Below are 17337 nucleotides of genomic sequence, written 5' to 3'. Positions count from 1 at the left end.
AAAATAATAATTACCTCATACTAGCAAAGCTAGTTTGCTTTACTAGTAAATATTGATAAGAAATAGTGACCTAGGCTGCAGTTAGTTGAACTTCGACTGGCTTCGGGTTAAGGTGTTCTGATAAGTTATTGCTTTAAAATAAACTGGTAGTTTTTTACTTGCTTGAGATCGGGGGGTTGATCACCCTTGGTGGATCTAAAGTAATTGATCGCATTAAAAAGGATTTTCATGAAAATAAAAACAACAATAGTTAATCGTACTTTATTGAGCGCTTTATTAATTACGCCTACCTTGAGCATGGCCGAGTTACTAGTTTCTCCTCAAACCTCAGAGCAATGGCGCAGTGTTACTGAGCGTGATATTGAAGCTGCATACAGCATATCGGCAAAAAACCACCCTGGCATGTTTGATGTTAACAACCCAGCCTTTCCTGAACTATTAAAGCAAGCAAAAGTAGAAGCACTTGCACTTTCTGCCAAAGCGAGCGGGCCGCAGGTTCATGTTGCGGCAATTGCGCGTTTTAGTACTGTGCTACAAGATGGTCATGCAGGTGTGTTTTCAAGCGTTGAACGACCTGCTCGTCGTTGGCCTGGTTTTAGTGCAGTTTGGCGGGGTGATGCATTAAAAGTGTATTACAGTGAAACAGATAATATAAATAAAGGTGATGTGATAAGTGGTTGCGATGGGCAAAGTACCGAGACGTTAATGCGACAAAGAGTGTTTAAATTTCATGGACAGGTTACACAACCTGGGCATTGGTGGCAGCAAGGTTGGCGGTTACTAATTGATGAGGGCAACCCATTTTTAACACCTCTAAAAGAATGTCAATTTATTAAAGCTAATGGGCAAGCTTACAGTAAAACCCTTGATTGGTCTGTTCGGCCAAAGAGTGTAAGTAAGCATTTAACACATGCCTATAATGGGGATGAGCTTACAACCGATTTAACTTGGCCTTCGCAAAACATAGCGTGGATTGCTATGCCCAGTTTTGCAAATAACGATAAGCAAACTCATGATTACAACAACCTGTATAAAAAAGTGACTGAACAACGTACTAAGTTACTCAGTGCAAAAACGGTGGTTTTAGATCTTCGTCATAACCAAGGTGGCTCGTCGTATTGGAGCTTAAAGCTTGCAAAAGCGTTGTGGGGTGAGCAAATTGTTGAACAAAAAATGGATAACTACTCACAAAATAGCCGGGTTTGGTGGAGAGCGTCAAAAGATAATACTAACCATGTTGAATCATTAATTGAAGTGTTGAAAGATCAACCTAAAGCACAAAAAGAGTTTAAAGAAATAGCTGCAGGTATGGCGCAGTCATTTGAAAATAATAAGCTATTTTATATCGAAGAGCTGCAAAATAAATCAAACCAAATCGAAAATACAGTGCCAGTGAGTGACTTTAAAACACAGGTTTTTGTTATTGTGCCGCCACAGTGTGCAAGTGCCTGTCTTGACGCCATTGATGTATTTAAACAGTTTTCAAACACTCAGTTATTTGGCGCGCCAAGCAGTGCTGACTCATTGTATATGGATGTTCGACTAGCCGAGTTACCCTCAGGGTTAGGTAAAGTGATTATCCCTAATAAAGTGTATGTTGATAGAGCAAGAGGAAAGGGCGATTACTATAAACCCGATATTGCCTACAACGATATTGATTGGACAACCGATAAGCTATTAGAAAAAATTAAACAGTTATAAAAAAGCCGCTCAATGAGCGGCTTTGACTTTTCAACTATAAGGGGTAATCAAAAACTGTGTTTGGTCAATGTATTAATTGCCCATAGAGTATCTAACGCCAAAGGCATAACGAGGGCCGTATTGAGCCGCACTCAAGAACTGGCTTTCGAAACGACTGAATGAACGCTCGGTTTCGTTGGTTAAGTTCACACCTTCAAAGAATACCGTTGTGCTTTCGTTAACTTCGTAGTTCACACTAATATCCCACTGCAAGTACTCTTCCGCGTATTGTGGAGGAGCCGTAGCACCTGAATCAGGTAAACCTTGCGCAATTAAGTACTCATCACGCCATGCACCAGTTATTTTCACTGATAGGCCATCTTTCTCATAAAAACCTTGTAGGTTTGCAGAGTCACTTAGGCCAGCCAATACTGCTTGAGAGGCAAGGTAGTAGTTATCGTACTCTACATCACCATCAACAACGGTGGCATTAAAGCCTGCACCAAAGCCTGAGTCGCCAAACAAGTGCTGAACAGCAAATTCAAAACCGTTTACTTTACGTTTTCCGACGTTTTCAGGTGACTCGATAGTCCATTCAATCAATGGATCGGTTGCTGGGTCTGGTAATATGCGGTCGTTTTCACCAATGCCCACACCATTAGCTACAATTTCATCACGAATTGCAGTATCAGTTGCTTGATCTCCACGAGCTTCAATGGCGGCTACGGCGTTGTTCCAACGCTGACCTAAATAGACATCGTGTAAGCCTTCAAAGGTGGTTTTTATATTAGTTTTATCGATCCAGTCATCCACATCTTTCCAGAATAAGCCAATTGCAGCATAGCTGCCTTCGCTGTAGTAATACTCAAGGCTTAAATCTAGATTAGTTGATTTAAATGGCTTTAAATTCGGATTACCACGGCTACCGCTTCTTGAGTTTAATTTAGGTGATGGGGTTAAGCTTAAATTTCCAAGCATATCACCGAGTGTTGGTCTGGTGATTGTTTGACCCCATGAGGCGCGAGTCACTAAGTCATCAGTAAGATCAACTTTAATATCAATCATAGGGAGTAGTAAGTCGTATTGGCCTTCATAGTCAACTTCAACAAAGTCCCCACCGCTTGCGAACTGGGTTATCCATTCTGCACCGCCAGCCCAATACACTTGCTCAGCCACTCGGCTTTTAGCTGGGCTTACAATATCAGTTTCTTCATAGCGAAGGCCTAAGTTTACAAACACGTCGTAGTCGCTAACGTTAAACGCCCAGTTGCTAGAAAGATAAACGCTAATGGTTTCTTCTTCTACCTCATTAACAGGGAAGTTATCAAAGTTACCAATTTGATATACATCACTGCCAACTACGTCTTCAGTTAAATAAGCACTTTGACGAGCAAACGCTTCATCAAGATCATAGGTATAAGCATAACCTGGGGCTACGCCATTAGGACCAAATGAAAATTCGTCAAGGAATCCGCTTAAATCAACCCTTTCGAACATCGCATCTGGGAAAATTTCAGCGAAAGTACCATTACCAAAACCGGGTGAATTCGCGTTATTAGAACCGCCCCAACCGCTGAGTGTTTGCTTGGTATAGGCTGCGCCAAATTTAACGGTTTCAAGACCAATATCGGTATAGGTGAATAACTTACCATCTAATTGTACTTGAGAAACTTCTGACTCCCCCGGCGTTCTAGTGAAAATACTGAAGTTAGAACCAATTTGATTTGGGCTTACTTCTTGTGTGCCGTTGTTCCAATTAATATTAAAACCCGGTACATCCCCTTCGCGGAAAGAGTATTCTTTAGTAGAGAGATCTGCTGAGCCTAAAATAATACGGGCATTAGAGTTTAAGCCAGGATCTTTACCGTTATCAGTGGTGGTTTTTGAAGTATGCGCATCAAAATTAAAACTTAGGTTTTCTGTTGCTAACCACTCAACATTAATACCAGTTGCTTTTGAGTCTACTTCAGCAGTTTCACGAAATGCCGTGAATGAGGCATCATCACCAGCTGAGTTGTAGTAAATGGCTGTGCCATTTTCATCAAGCTCGTATGCATTTGCATTACCGCCAAATGAGCCGTTCCAAATACCCCACGATAACGAATTATTACCCGTTGTGGCTTGCGAAATTGTATGGTCAAGTGTGAAGGTTAAATTATCAGTAGGCGCAAATTGGAATGTTGCTTGGGCATTTAAACGCTCACGCTTAATATCATCTTTTGCAAAACTTACTTCTTGTGGGAAGAAGGCTGCTGATATGTATTCGCCTGAAATAGGTTCGAAAAATTGTTTCGCTGGGTTGCCATCCGCATCCATTGGACGATTATCAATAATATTTTCTGCATCAACCGATAGGTTAGGGTTAACTAACCAAGAGCGTACATTCGCAGACTGGCGTTGAAAGTCACGGCGGTGGTATGAAAAGTTAGCTGAAAAACCAAACATTTCGTCAGCGAAAGTATTGCTGTAAATACCTGCAATTTCAGGTGTTACCTCATCACCTTCTGCTACCGATGTATCGTGAATGCCTTTAGCCATTAATGAAAAACGCTGACCCGGCTTTTGTAGAGGTTTAGCGGTAACAATATTTACAGTTGCACCAAGGCCACCTGTTGGTGTATCTGCACGCGCTGTTTTCATAACTTCAAGTGAACTAACACCTTCAGATGATAAGTTCTCAAAGTTAAATGAACGTGTAAAACCGGTGCCCGCCATTTGACGGCCGTTAAGTGTTACAAGGTTAAATGATGGGCCAAAACCACGCACTGTAATTTGGCTACCTTCACCATTTGAACGACTTACTGATACACCCGTAATACGCTGTAGCGATTCAGCTAAGTTAGTATCTGGAAATTTACCCATTTCTTCAGCAGAAATGGCATCGACCACGCCAGATGCGTCACGTTTTACATCCATTGAACGGATTAATGAACCGCGAATACCTTTTACTTCAATAACTTCTAGTTCAGGTTCGGCAGTATTTTCTTGCGCAGCATAAGCGAAGTTAAATGTGCTTGCAGCGATGATAAGTGATACAGAAGCCGCTAATTGGCTTTTTTTAAACTTATTTGTGTTCATAATTGCTCTGCTTTTACTTAATTTATTACGGTAAGTAGGCGCTTATAATTTAGCACCTACCACTGAATTAGGGTTTATGGGTTAGCGATAACGACATTGTCGATACGATAAACTGCACCTTCACCTGTTCCCCATGCTGGGAAAACCATCAGTACATTGATATCGCTAATGTCCAAACCTGCATCAAATAATGATTGCACTGTAAACGTGTATGTTTGCCATTGCCCAATAACCGGTACTTCACCTTCAACGCTTTGTGCAAGTTGAAGTTCTACCGCCGTTGCTGCACCTGTTGACTCGATTTTAAATGTCCATACTGAGTCAGGATCATTTGGTGGTGTCACCATTTTCATTTCAAATTGCACAACACCATTTGCTAATATTGCTGATGCATCAAAAGAAACACCTTCGTCAGCTAAAAAGCCCATTACTGTTGGTGTAGCACCAATGACAAACTCAGCCACTGTGCCATGATCAGCATCGTCAGTTTCTTCAGTCGGTGTAGAGCCACCACAACAGTCCCAAATACTCCACATATCTGCGGCAGTAACTTGGAAGATGGTAATTTCGTTGCCTGCTGCTGATGCTGCGCTCGGATCATACATTTTAGCGTTATCTACACGGTAAACTGCACCTTCGCCTGTACCCCATGCTGGGAAGATCATCACAACGTCAATGGCACTTACATCTAAACCCGCACCGGCTAATTCTTCAAATGTGAAGGTGTATGTTTTCCACTCACCTGCAACAGGTGCATCGCCTGCATCTGTCAGTGGAACTTCTACTGCGGTATCACCTTCATTAGATTCTATTTTCATTGTCCAAACAGCCGCTGGATCATTTGGATTTGACATCACTTTTACATCAAACTGCAGTACACCATTTTCTAAAATACTTGTTGCATCAAATGGTTTACCACTACCACCGGCTGAGGTGCGAGTGTTGAAACCCATTACAGTAGGGGCTTCGCCAATGCTGAACTCTGCGGTTAAACCGTGTTCTTCATCGTCCATTGCTTCAATTGGCGTAGAGCCGCCACAACAATCCCACATTGGCCAATCTAAGTTTTGTCCGTCTGTGAATAGGTCTACAGATGGTGATTCACCGACATCGCCTTCAATAGCAACATTGGTAATTAAGTACTCAGCGCCTTCACCTGTTTGCCATGTTGGAAATACCATTAATACATCAATGGCACTTAAATCTAAGCCTCTTTCTTGTAGTAAAGAAAGTGGGAATGTATAGGTTTGCCATTGGCCTGTAACCGGTGTTACGCCTTCATTACTATCGCTAAGGGCTACATCGCCTGTATTAGGACCACCATCACCCGCTTCGGCTTTTAATAACCAAGTAGTTGAAGATGTTGGAGGAGTAACTACTTTCATATCAAAAGTTAAACGACCATTAAATTCAAGTAATGGTGAAGCATCAAACGGAGATGATGTCCCTGTAAAATCGTCAGGAAAGTGACCACCACGGGTAGAGAAACCTAATACGGTACCGTTATTATCGTTGATATTAAATTTAATAACGTCGCCTTTATCAGCGTCGGTAATGGTTTCTGGTGTGGTTCCGCCACAGCAATCCCAAGCGATCCAGTTTGCGTTTAAGCTACCATTGAAAATATCAAGGTTTTTTGCAACGCCATCACTTGGTGGAGTAGGTACAGGGGCTTTACCTTCAACAAGTGCATCTTCTAAGTTATCGTAACCTGGGCGTACTGTTTCACAACCCTTACCTGTGGCTGGGTTAGAGGCACATTCATAAACACGAACGTAATCAATCTCAAAGCTCTGACCTTCTGCAAATGCTGCAGCGTCAACGCCTAAGTTATTTACGTTTTCCGGCCAATCACCACCAACAGCATTGTTTAAAATAAGATAAAAATCTTTATCAAATGGTGCTGTATCCCAATGAGTTGTTAGCTCGCCGCTACCTTGTTCAAAGTATTCAGCAAACCAGCCTTTATGCTTTAAGCCAACAGCTTCATCTTTTGAATTGTAACGAACTTCAGAGCGACGTTGAGTGGCGTATAAATAGCCATCTACGTACCAGCGAATCTCACCTTCTTGCCATTCAATCGCGTAAGTATGAAAATCGTCTGCAGGATTCATCCCTTCAGGGAATGTATACGCTTTACCAGAGTTCGAGTTGTTAGGCCATTCACGACCATAGTGAAGTGTGCCATGAATATTAGCTTCAACGGTGCCATCTTCAGCAACTGTTTTTAAATTTACCGCTTCTAAAATATCAATCTCACCAGAGCGCGGCCAAGTACCATATTCTTCATCGGTTGGCATCATCCAAAATGCAGGCCAGCTACCTTGTCCAGAAGGTAATTTTGCACGCATTTCAAAACGACCATAAGTAAAATCTGCATTGTAACGGGTGTTTAAACGGGCTGATGTGTATGGTTTTTCTGCACCTTCATCTGCAGGTAAGGCGACTATGTTTAGTACACCGTCTTTAATGAAGGCATTTTGTTCACTGTCGGTGTAACATTGTTTCTCGTTGTTACCACCACCGGCACAATTTAATTCAAAGTTCCACTTGTTAGTATCAATACTAGTGCCATCAAATTCGTCACTCCAAACCATTTGCCAATCAGAAACAGGCTCTTGTGGATCGACTTTTGTGAAGTCAGATTTTGTCTCGGCACTTCCACCACAGCCAAATAGCATGGTCATGGATATTGCCGCAACAAGGCGGCTTACTTTGGTTGTTGTCATGTTCATTAGTTGAACCCCAGTATCGACAAAGAGTTAAAAGTACTTCGTTGTGGTTGTTATTGTGTCTACAAGCGAAGTTGTAAGCGCTTACATTTATCAATGTGTGTGTTGTAAGCGCTTACATAGAGTATGCTAAGGTTGTAATTTGGTCAACAACAGACTGCTTATTTTTTTAACTTTAAGTTTACATTACCTGCTTTTTTAGTTTTAAACTGAAAAGTTATTTAATTTTTAAATAACTTCAGAATAGCAATATATTAATGGAGATAGAGTTTTAGTCTAATAATATCAGTGAGTTGTTATTTTTTAGTGCCATCAAAATATTAAAAGTGAATCCACATGCTAATTAACAATATTTTTCTGTTATCGCTCAAAGGTATCTAATAGTAGGCATTTATGTTTATTAATTGGTTTTCAAAGGTCAGCGTTGAGTAATCAAACCAGCAGTTAATAACTTTAACAGCTGAACTGCCTAAATATTACTCTAGTGGCTTTGAGCCTGCTTCTAAGACTTTTAACAATACAGCTTTAAAGCGCTTAAAATCTTCAATATGGGGTAAATGACCTAAATCAGTCAGTTCAAATAGTTGGCTGTGAGGAATTAATGCCGCGGCTGATTTACCTAATTGATCGTAGCGGCCAAGTTCATAATCTACTCCTTGTTTCTTCCAGTTACGGCCAGGTCCTGTTCTGTCTCTTGTACCTATAATTAGTGAAACAGGCATGGTGAAGTTTTTAAACTCGGTGATAACGGGTTGAGTAAAAATCATGTCGTATGTTTTTGCGTTAACCCACGCTACTAGCTCTTTATCTGGGCCTTGAATTTGTCCGGTGATAAAATTCGTCAGAGCAGCAAATTGGTTATTCCATTTTCCGTCATAGTAATTTTTTTGCTGGTATGCTTTTACCCCAGCAGGTGTTTTCGCTAACTCATTTTTATAAAAAAAGTTAGTGTCTTTGTAATCAACATATTGCAGGTAATTTTCAAGGCCAATAGGGTTGAGTAAAATTAATTGTTGGGTTGTTTGTGGATACATAAGCGCAAAGCGACTTGCTAGCATACCGCCCATAGAATGACCCAATACAATTGATTTATTTATATTAAGTTGGCTCATTAAAGCATGGGTGTGACTAGCTAAGGCTGCAAAAGAGAACTGATAATCTCGTGGTTTAGATGATTTTCCAAAACCAATTTGGTCAGGTATCAGCACGCCATAACCGAGTTTTTGTAGCAATAGTGCAGTTTCAGTCCAGTAATGAGCGTTAAAGTTTTTACCATGCATTAAAGTCATAACGGGTTTACCAGCCTTTGCAGGTAAGTAAATATACGCCATTTTTAACGACAGCCCTTGTGAGTCAAGGTTAAAATAGTCAACGTCGAAATCGTAATTATAGTTGCTTAATAATGCGTCATAACTCAGTGGTTGCGGCGCTTGTGCATTTGCAATACCGAAGACAAAACATAAACTTAATAGCCATATTCTATACATAAGATCCCTCAATGATTTAAATTAAATCTGTCAAAACATATCTTCACATACTAAGCGAATAAACTCTAAAATTTAATACTATAAGTTAAGGCTTCCTTTGCTTATTCATCGGTAACCCTTATTGAGTATACGCTTTAATCTGCGTAGGCCACGAATCTGTGTTGGGTGATGAAGTATAAAAGGCACGGTTAAATCGTAATAATAAAAAGCCCAGCATTGTTGCTGGGCTTTATTTTTATAGCTTCTTATTCTAGAAACTGTAACTCATTGATACCCACAAGCTGCGTGCTTTTTGGGTGGTATTGTAATCAGATGTACATTCGTACTCTTCCTCTGAGGTTGCTAATAAGCAAGTACGGCTTGATAAGTCGTCATCTAACAGATTATTAATACGGGCATTTAATGCTAGGCTATCATTAATTTTATAACTTGCTGCTAAATGATATAGATCATAGGCTTTGTAGTAGAGCTTTTGTGTTTCAGGGCCCTGTGGACCAGACACATTTGCCGTACCACGGTAACGATCGCTGCGGATTTCAGAAATAAGTGAAATACTCAAATCATCCAATGGTTGCCATGCAAGCGTTAAGTTATACATATTTTTAGGTGTATTAACTAAAGGTAGTCCTTCATCACGGCCACTTTTCACTTCACTATCGGTGTAAGTAAAGTTCCCACGTAGTGACAACTGTTCAATAATCTGCCAATTAGCAGCAATTTCAACACCACGAGTAGCTGATTTATCTACGTTAGCAGCTTGCGTAAAGGTGGTGCTACCGATGCCAGCCCAACCTGCGCCAATTTCAACACAAGGTTCATCAGCTATGGCCACTTCACAGTTTGGTAAGTTATCTTGGTTAATGATTTTGTCTTTAAAATCATTGTAAAACACCGTTACGTTACCACTAAAACTATCACTGCCATTAAAGTAAGCAGCCATTTCGTAGTTTACACTGGTTTCTGGTTGTAAGTCTGGCGTGCCAACAAAAGGTTTAGTACCTTGGCCACCAAAACCTGTAATACCAGAGAATAGTTGGTTTGGCTCTGGGGTTTTGTAACCTGTGCTGATACCACCTTTGAAAGTCCATTCATCAGCAGGAGAGTAGGCTAAATAAGCGCGAGGACTAACTTGTGAGCCAAAGATATTATGATGATCATAACGAGCGCCGAAAGTTGCAGTTAGATTTGTGGTAATTTCCCAGTTATCTTCAGCAAATACAGCTGTTTGACGATGATCTTGAGTCGTACCTTCACGGAAGCCATCCCCGTACATACCAAATACACCATCTTCCATTTCGGCATCAAAATATTGTGCGCCTACTACAAAATAGTGGTTATCTATATTTGATTCAAACTTAGTATCAATAATTAAGTTATCAAGTTTTAGTGTACGCATTGGGCGTGGTAAAAAAGTCTCATCAAGTTGAGCGTAAATTGCATCCGTTAGTTCTGGCTTGTCGATGCCTTGATCTTGTACTGCTTGGTCCCAAATGGCCTGCACACCTAAACGCTCTTGTACATTAAGAGGTAATGAGCGACCAAAGTTTTCACTGCTGCTTTGGGTAATGCTGCTGGTCAGCGTACCAACATCGTATCGACCAACATGTGCAAATACAAATTGCTCACGTTCAACACGTTGATATGGAGTATAACCAACGCGTGGCTGTACAATGCCTTTGCTAACACGCCATAAACTGACTGGGCTATCTAACGTACCTGTTTGACCTTCGGTGTTATCGTAACGCTGTTTGGCTATGTCGTACTCAAAGGTGATTTCATTCTGATTATTGATCAGGTAGTTTATTGTTGCGCCGGCATTCCAGTTACGTGCTGCAACGATTTTTTTATCGCCAAAGCTACCATCATCAACCCACATGCTGCCATCTGGAAGTGGTAAACTTTCGCTGTAAGTTGGCTCACTTTCTTGACGGTCATAAAAACTACCACGGATCCCGTAAGTTAATCCCTCAACGCCGCTTGGTCCGGTCAAATATATATCGACTTTATTATCGTTACCGTATTGATCGTCTTGTTGGATATTACTGCTTACCGTGACGCTACCATGGGTGCTATCAAGATTTTTACGAGTGATAATATTGATTACACCACCGATTGCATCAGCGCCATATAAAGTGGACATTGGGCCACGAACGACTTCAATTCGCTCGATAGCCTCAAGTGGCGGCATATACATAAATTGGCTGTTACCAAAGTTGTTTGGGCCTATATTACCTACGTCACTTTGACGGCGGCCATCAATAAGCACTAGAGTATAGCTTGCGGGTAAACCACGCATGGTAATACTAATATTACCGTTTTTATCTTGTCCGGCACCAACATCGATACCTTCGATATCACGAAGCGCATCAGCAAGGCTAGTAAATGGCTTATTTTGTAGATCTTCGCGAGAGACAACTGAGACACTTGCAGGTGCATCTATTAATTTTTGCTCATAACCAGAAGCGGTGACAACCATCACTTCCATATTTTCAGCTGTGTCATCATCAGCAATAAGTGTTGTTGATGTTAATAATGCACTGATCAGTGAGGCCAGATAAAGCGGGCGGGATTTCATTGTACTTCCTTCATGACAAGAATAAAGATTATTAATCTAATAAGTAACCAAGGTGGGTATGATAACAATTATCAGTTGTATATTCAATTGCGAAATATTTACATTCAATGAATGATTTTCATATTAAATAAAGGTGGGGGATGGAGCATGAGCATTAAAAAACCCAGCGTTTGATGCCGGGCTTAGTTAATTTAAGAGTATTTGCTTAGCCAAGTATTGACCGTGTTAGAGGTGCCTAATAAATGCAAATGGTATAGAGTTGTTGCTATTTAGAGAGCTTTATAAATTAAAGCGGGCACATATAGCAGTTAACTCATCGCATCATTATACTTTTCGGCTAGACTTTCTTTTTGACTTTCGGTTAGCGCTTTACCGGCTAGTTGAAATACTTCATGCTCTTCTTCAGCGAGATGATGATGTACAAGATGATGTAATTTTTTAGCGGTCACAAGCCACGCTGGTGAGCTCATATCAGTTTCTTCAAGTTGCTCAATCAATTCATCAAGTTCATGATGCTCTGCAATACTATGACGGGCTTTTTCATGGGTTAAATCATCAAACATCAAAGGATTGTAGAAATAACGCTCTTCAAATTTAGCATGTTCTACTAACTCATGTTTTAAATTATCCATAAGAGACTGTCTATTCGGTGACTCCCCCTGGGTTTTTATCAGCGCATCGACAAGCGAACGTTGTTTATCGTGATCATTACGAAGTGCTTCAAAAATATTCATGGGTTTTCCTTGCTTTACTCATTAATTACAATGAATATTGCAAGACAGAAGCCAACTTTTAAGTTGTTGTAATATATTGATTTAATTTTTATATTTTAGCTTGTTAGGATGTTTTCTTGTAAAAATTACCGAGTTAGGTCTTTATATTACATCCATATACATTGTTATTCAAAAGCAAAAAGGCCAACATGAATGTTGGCCTAAAAGCATATTTACACAAAATAAGAGAGTTATTTATTGGCGTCTTTTACCGCTTTTAACTTGCCTGCATGGTCAATCTCGAATGCTGGCATGTCTTTTTTGCCGTCAATTAAATAGTTATCCATCCAACGCATTAAACGTAAACTGTAATCATATTGCGCGGCTACTTTACGGTTACCATGACCTTCGCCTGGATAGTATACAAGGCGTACATCTTTGCCTTGTACTTTCATATAACGGTATAGTTCCATTGATTGTGCAGGGTGTACGCGAGGATCATCTTTACCATGCATGATCAGTAATGGTGTTTTAGACTGGCCAGCCCAGTAAATAGGGCTGCGCTCTAAATACCACTGCCATTTATCCCATGGGTATGAACGTGCATGCACAAGATTCATTTCGTTGGAAATATCAGTAGTTCCAAATTTAGATAGTTGGTTGGTAACACCTACAAACATTACGCTCGCAGCAAAGTGTTCAGTTAATTTTGTTGCGGCCCATGCTGATGCATAACCACCATAAGAGCCACCCGTAATACCAACACGTTTAGTATCAACTAAGCCCATTTCAACAAGATGCTGTTTAAAGTCAATTAAATCGTCAAACTCTTTACCTGCATAGTCGTTTTGACCAAGCTTTGAATAATCAACGCCTTTACCTGTAGAGCCACGGTAATTTGGGTAAAAGACTGCATAACCACGTGCAGCCCCCATTTGACCTGGGCGCGAGTAGTTTGTTACCCAACCGTCTTTGTCATGGCTTTCAGGGCCACCGTGCACTGACATGATCAATGGATAGCGCGTGCCTTTTTCATAATCTAATGGGTAGACTAATATGCCATCAATCTCAACACCGTCGCGGGCCTTAAGTGAAATAGTTTCTTGCTTAGCAAAACGTTTGTCATTCAACCAGTTGTTTGAATCCGTTAAACGTTGTGCTTTAGAGCCACGAATAATGAATACTTCATTTGGGTGCTTTGCAGTGTTTGCACGTAGCGCTAAGGTTTTATCTGAATCAGAAATACTCAGATTTGATGCAATAAATTGGCCTTCATTAATAATTTTTTTGTATTTATTAGAGCCGGTTTTAATGCTTGCGACAAAACTTTGCGTACCTACATTGGCAATAAAATTAAGCGTGTTGCGTTTATGTGACCATTCAAAATCAACGATATGACCCATGAAATTAGGTAACCAATCACTTACTTCACCTGTTTTTGTGTCAGCTAAAAATAAACGACCAGCTGCTGGATCATGCTTATCTTCGGCACCTAGAATTGCGATGTAACGACCATCATGAGACAGTTCAGCACTGTCTAATTTACCTTCAGTAGCAAACGACATCGTCACTTGATTAGTCGCAATATCAAATAAGTGCCATTGTGATTTAGTGTATTTGTCGTCAATTAGCGCTGTAGGCTGGGTTTTTACTAATAACTTATCGCCTTTTGCGGCCCAGTTTACATCACTTACATAGTTCGCAACGTTAAGCGCTGTTGGTGTCAGAGGTTTATCTGTTTTGGCTAAATCGACAATAAATAGTTGTTTATCTTTTAAGCCTAGCTCATACACCTCAGCCATAAAGCCTAATTTTTTTAGCTCTTTTTCAGATTTATCAGCCGCTGGCATAGCTAAAATAGCGAGTTGTTTGTTATTCGGGCTTAACTGATAGCTAGAAATTGATGTGTCTTTAAGCGATAGTACTTTTTGCGCTTGACCACCATCCACTGGAATTTGATATAACGCGGTAAACTTGTCGTCTTTAAGTTTTGCTAAAAAGTAGATCGTTTTGCTATCGTTTGACCATTGAATACTCTTGATACTTACAGAGCCGGTAATGAAAGGACGCTCGACACCTTCATCATCGACGACATAGAGTTCGCTGTAATTGGCGCCATTCTCGTCGACGTATAATTCACGTGGCACTGAGCGGGTAAATGCAACATTGTCACCATCTGGACTAATGCTGGTTTGAATAACTGACTGAATTTTAGGGATATCTTCTACAGTAAGCGATGTGGCTGCAAATGCCAGTGAGCTTGAGAGTCCAAGAGCCAGTGCTAGGCTAGTTTTTATCATGAATTTTCCTTCGCATGTTTTAATTATCGAAGGATTATAACAAGGTGTACCTTAAATGCTAAAATATGCGATTAATAGGCAAACATTGTCGGCTAATGGCTGTAGCGCACACCAACATAAAAGCGACGGCCATTTTGATAAATGCCCGTTGGCGCATATTCATTACGCTCATAAAGGTAAGTGATCTCATCGGTGAGGTTTATCGCTTCAATAACAAAATCAAGGCTATCAGATATTTTAAAAGTGACGCTACCATCAAGTTGGCCAAAATCATCCATCATAGTCTCTCCCACACCCGTGGCAAAATGTGTGCGATAGTTATACGCCAAGCGTGAGCTTAGCCAATCATTTTCATAATAACTGGTTAGATTAATAGTGTGTTTTGAGGTGCCGGGTACATAATCGTCGCGCGCTGATGTGCTATCTGTTCGGTCGCCATCAACAAACGTATAGTTGGTGATCAAGCCAAAACCATAGATAAGCTCTTGTTGATAGCCAATCTCAACACCGCGAATAGTACCACCACTGCCATTGATTGGTCTGTCAATGGTCATTTCAATGCCTTCATGTTGTTCAATGGTACGTTTAAATTCAACAAATGATTCGACATCTTTATTAAATAACGCCACAGAAAGGAGGGCTGCATCATTAAAATACCACTCAACGCTTAAATCAAATTGATTGGCTCGATAGGGGTCTAAGTCAGGATTGCCTCCTTGACCCTGTGCTTGAGTGACATTGTAATTAGTTGAAGGCATTAAATGATTATACTGAGGACGTGACATTACGCGTGCGGCGCTGATACGGGCGATCAGGTTCTCATTCAAATCAATACTGATATTGGCGCTGGGTAATATATCGACATAATTTTTATTATGTTGCTGCCATGCAAAACTTTCTTGTTGTTCAACTGGTGAACCAATACGTTTATAAGCACCAGCGTCTTGCCTAGTATTTACAAGCCTTACGCCAAGGTTAGCACGGTAGTCATCACCATCTAGCATCAATTTAACATAACCTGCGGTGGTGCGTTCTTGAATATCAAATCTGCTAGCTTTTTCTTGTTGTTTTATAAAGTCGATAGTTTGGAAGTCTTTTGATAACGCACTAATATTGGCGAAGCTATAATTTCTGAGGGTATATTGATCACCAATATCGGACAAAAAGCCATGGGGAAAACTAGCAGGGTAATCCGCTAACGTCCAATCAAGCTGTTGAGCTATACCATCAAATGCGCCATTGAATGAACGGTAACGAATAAAATCGCGTTGATGGTCGCGGTATTTTGCACCTACTTTAATCGCGCTGATGATAGAATGATCAACTGCGCGTTCAAAATCACCTTGTAAATAGAGCTCTTGATCATTGGAATCTTGGCTGTCGTTACGTGCTTCTGTCAGTTGCCAAGCCTGTGCATCAAGGGGAGAAACATCATAATTGGCAATAATATTTTTACGCTCAGTGGTGTTTACGCTAAAAGCAGTATTGGCGGAAAATTGCGATGTGTGATCTTGCTTAGAGCCACCACCGCCTTTGGTAAAACCAATTTGGTATTGGTTCTGCCAAAGGTGTGCTTGTTGACTGACAATTAAATGCACACTGCTGGTATTTATTTCAGATTCTCGCCAAATAGCTTCCATTGCAGTACTAAAAGGCAGGTTTTGTGCATTTTGCTCAGGCACTTGTGAATAGCGGGCGTAAGTTAATGTGTTATCACTTATACGAGCATCACTGATATGGCCACCTCTGGCAAACACGCTACTGGGTTGCCATAAAAAGTTTTGGTTACTGTTATCGGCATTAAGTACTGAATACAAGGTATTAAGTTGAATATTCCAATCTAAGTTTGGTTGATATTCAAAATTCGCAGTTGCACTAGTCAAAATACGTTGTTGCTGGAAAATAGCTGAGCCACCTCCGCCAGGTGTCCAAATATTTTTTATATCTGCGGTGTTATCGTCACTTGCTGTGAGCGTACCATCTGTATTTTGTTGGAAGTTTTGCTCATGCCAACCCCAAGATTCAAGACCATCACGACGCAATGAACGTTGATTACGCGTGAAAGTTATCAGAGCACCAAAATTTTTATCTGGATTAGTCCAGTTATAAAATGCAGCCAGTTGTGGGTCAAACTCGCCAGATAAATCATTGTATTGTATTTGTGCGTTGGCAACAAAATGATTACGTTCGGTATGCAATGGACGCTGAGTTTTTATATTGACAGAGCCACCGAGTGACCCCTCGTTATGGTCTGCTTGCGGGGTTTTATAAACTTCAAGCGAAGATACTAAATCAGCAGGTAATAATGTGTAGTTAAAACCTCGGTTTGGCTGAGTTGAGATCCACCAATCGGCCGAGGCAATGGCTTGGCCATTCAAAAAAGTACGATTTTGCTCAGGTGTTGTGCCCCTGACACCGACACGCTCACCTTCACCTTGTGCACGCGATAGTGAAATTCCGGTAATACGTTGCAATGCTTCGGCAACATTTTTATCTGGGAACTTACCAATATCTTGTGCACTAATTGCTTCTATGATTGATTGGCTATCACGTTTATCTTGCAGTGTTTTGATAGCGCTGTCATGAAAGCCCCTAATTTGAATTGTTTCTAATTTTTTTTCGTCGCTGGTAACAGGGGGATTTGCCATACTCATAAATGAGCAGAGTGTGAAGAGAATCGTCATGTTAACAAAATTGACTGCTTTTATCGGCATATTCGACCCAGTTGAAGCGACATTAAAAATTATGCTGCAGCTAAGTACTTATAAGATA

General features: G+C 40.6%; 8 protein-coding genes. 1 reads left to right on the top strand and 7 read right to left on the bottom strand.

What is annotated here, in order from left to right; genetic code table 11:
* Positions 1 to 228 precede the first annotated feature (228 nt).
* Complete coding sequence (locus H5162_RS07755; RefSeq protein WP_182778159.1) at positions 229 to 1701, top strand: S41 family peptidase; 1473 nt, start codon at positions 229 to 231, stop codon at positions 1699 to 1701.
* A 72-nt stretch (positions 1702 to 1773) separates the two neighbouring features.
* On the opposite strand, the gene H5162_RS07750 is transcribed toward H5162_RS07755, so the two are convergent.
* From H5162_RS07750 to H5162_RS07720, 7 genes are all read right to left on the bottom strand, one after another.
* Positions 1774 to 4758, bottom strand: a complete 2985-nt coding sequence (locus tag H5162_RS07750; protein ID WP_182778157.1) for a TonB-dependent receptor — start codon at positions 4756 to 4758, stop codon at positions 1774 to 1776.
* 74 nt (positions 4759 to 4832) lie between these two features.
* The gene (locus H5162_RS07745) at positions 4833 to 7493 is read right to left on the bottom strand and encodes a glycoside hydrolase family 16 protein (RefSeq protein WP_182778155.1); all 2661 of its coding nucleotides are present in this window, start codon (positions 7491 to 7493) and stop codon (positions 4833 to 4835) included.
* A 473-nt stretch (positions 7494 to 7966) separates the two neighbouring features.
* Entirely contained in the window at positions 7967 to 8977 is a 1011-nt protein-coding gene (locus H5162_RS07740; RefSeq protein ID WP_145234287.1) for an alpha/beta fold hydrolase, read from the bottom strand.
* Between the two features lie 250 nt (positions 8978 to 9227).
* The gene (locus tag H5162_RS07735) at positions 9228 to 11552 is read right to left on the bottom strand and encodes a TonB-dependent receptor domain-containing protein (protein WP_182757424.1); all 2325 of its coding nucleotides are present in this window, start codon (positions 11550 to 11552) and stop codon (positions 9228 to 9230) included.
* 308 nt (positions 11553 to 11860) lie between these two features.
* Positions 11861 to 12286, bottom strand: a complete 426-nt coding sequence (locus H5162_RS07730; protein ID WP_145234283.1) for a hemerythrin domain-containing protein — start codon at positions 12284 to 12286, stop codon at positions 11861 to 11863.
* Positions 12287 to 12516: 230 nt separating this feature from the next.
* Entirely contained in the window at positions 12517 to 14565 is a 2049-nt protein-coding gene (locus H5162_RS07725) for a S9 family peptidase (protein ID WP_182759438.1), read from the bottom strand.
* Between the two features lie 92 nt (positions 14566 to 14657).
* Entirely contained in the window at positions 14658 to 17279 is a 2622-nt protein-coding gene (locus tag H5162_RS07720; protein ID WP_182730910.1) for a TonB-dependent receptor, read from the bottom strand.
* Positions 17280 to 17337: the final 58 nt, after the last annotated feature.

Source organism: Pseudoalteromonas sp. SR41-8 (genome assembly GCF_014163915.1).
Lineage (GTDB): Bacteria > Pseudomonadota > Gammaproteobacteria > Enterobacterales > Alteromonadaceae > Pseudoalteromonas > Pseudoalteromonas rhizosphaerae.
Note: the sequence above shows the minus strand (reverse complement) of the source record. Positions and strands in the feature narration are given on the sequence as shown.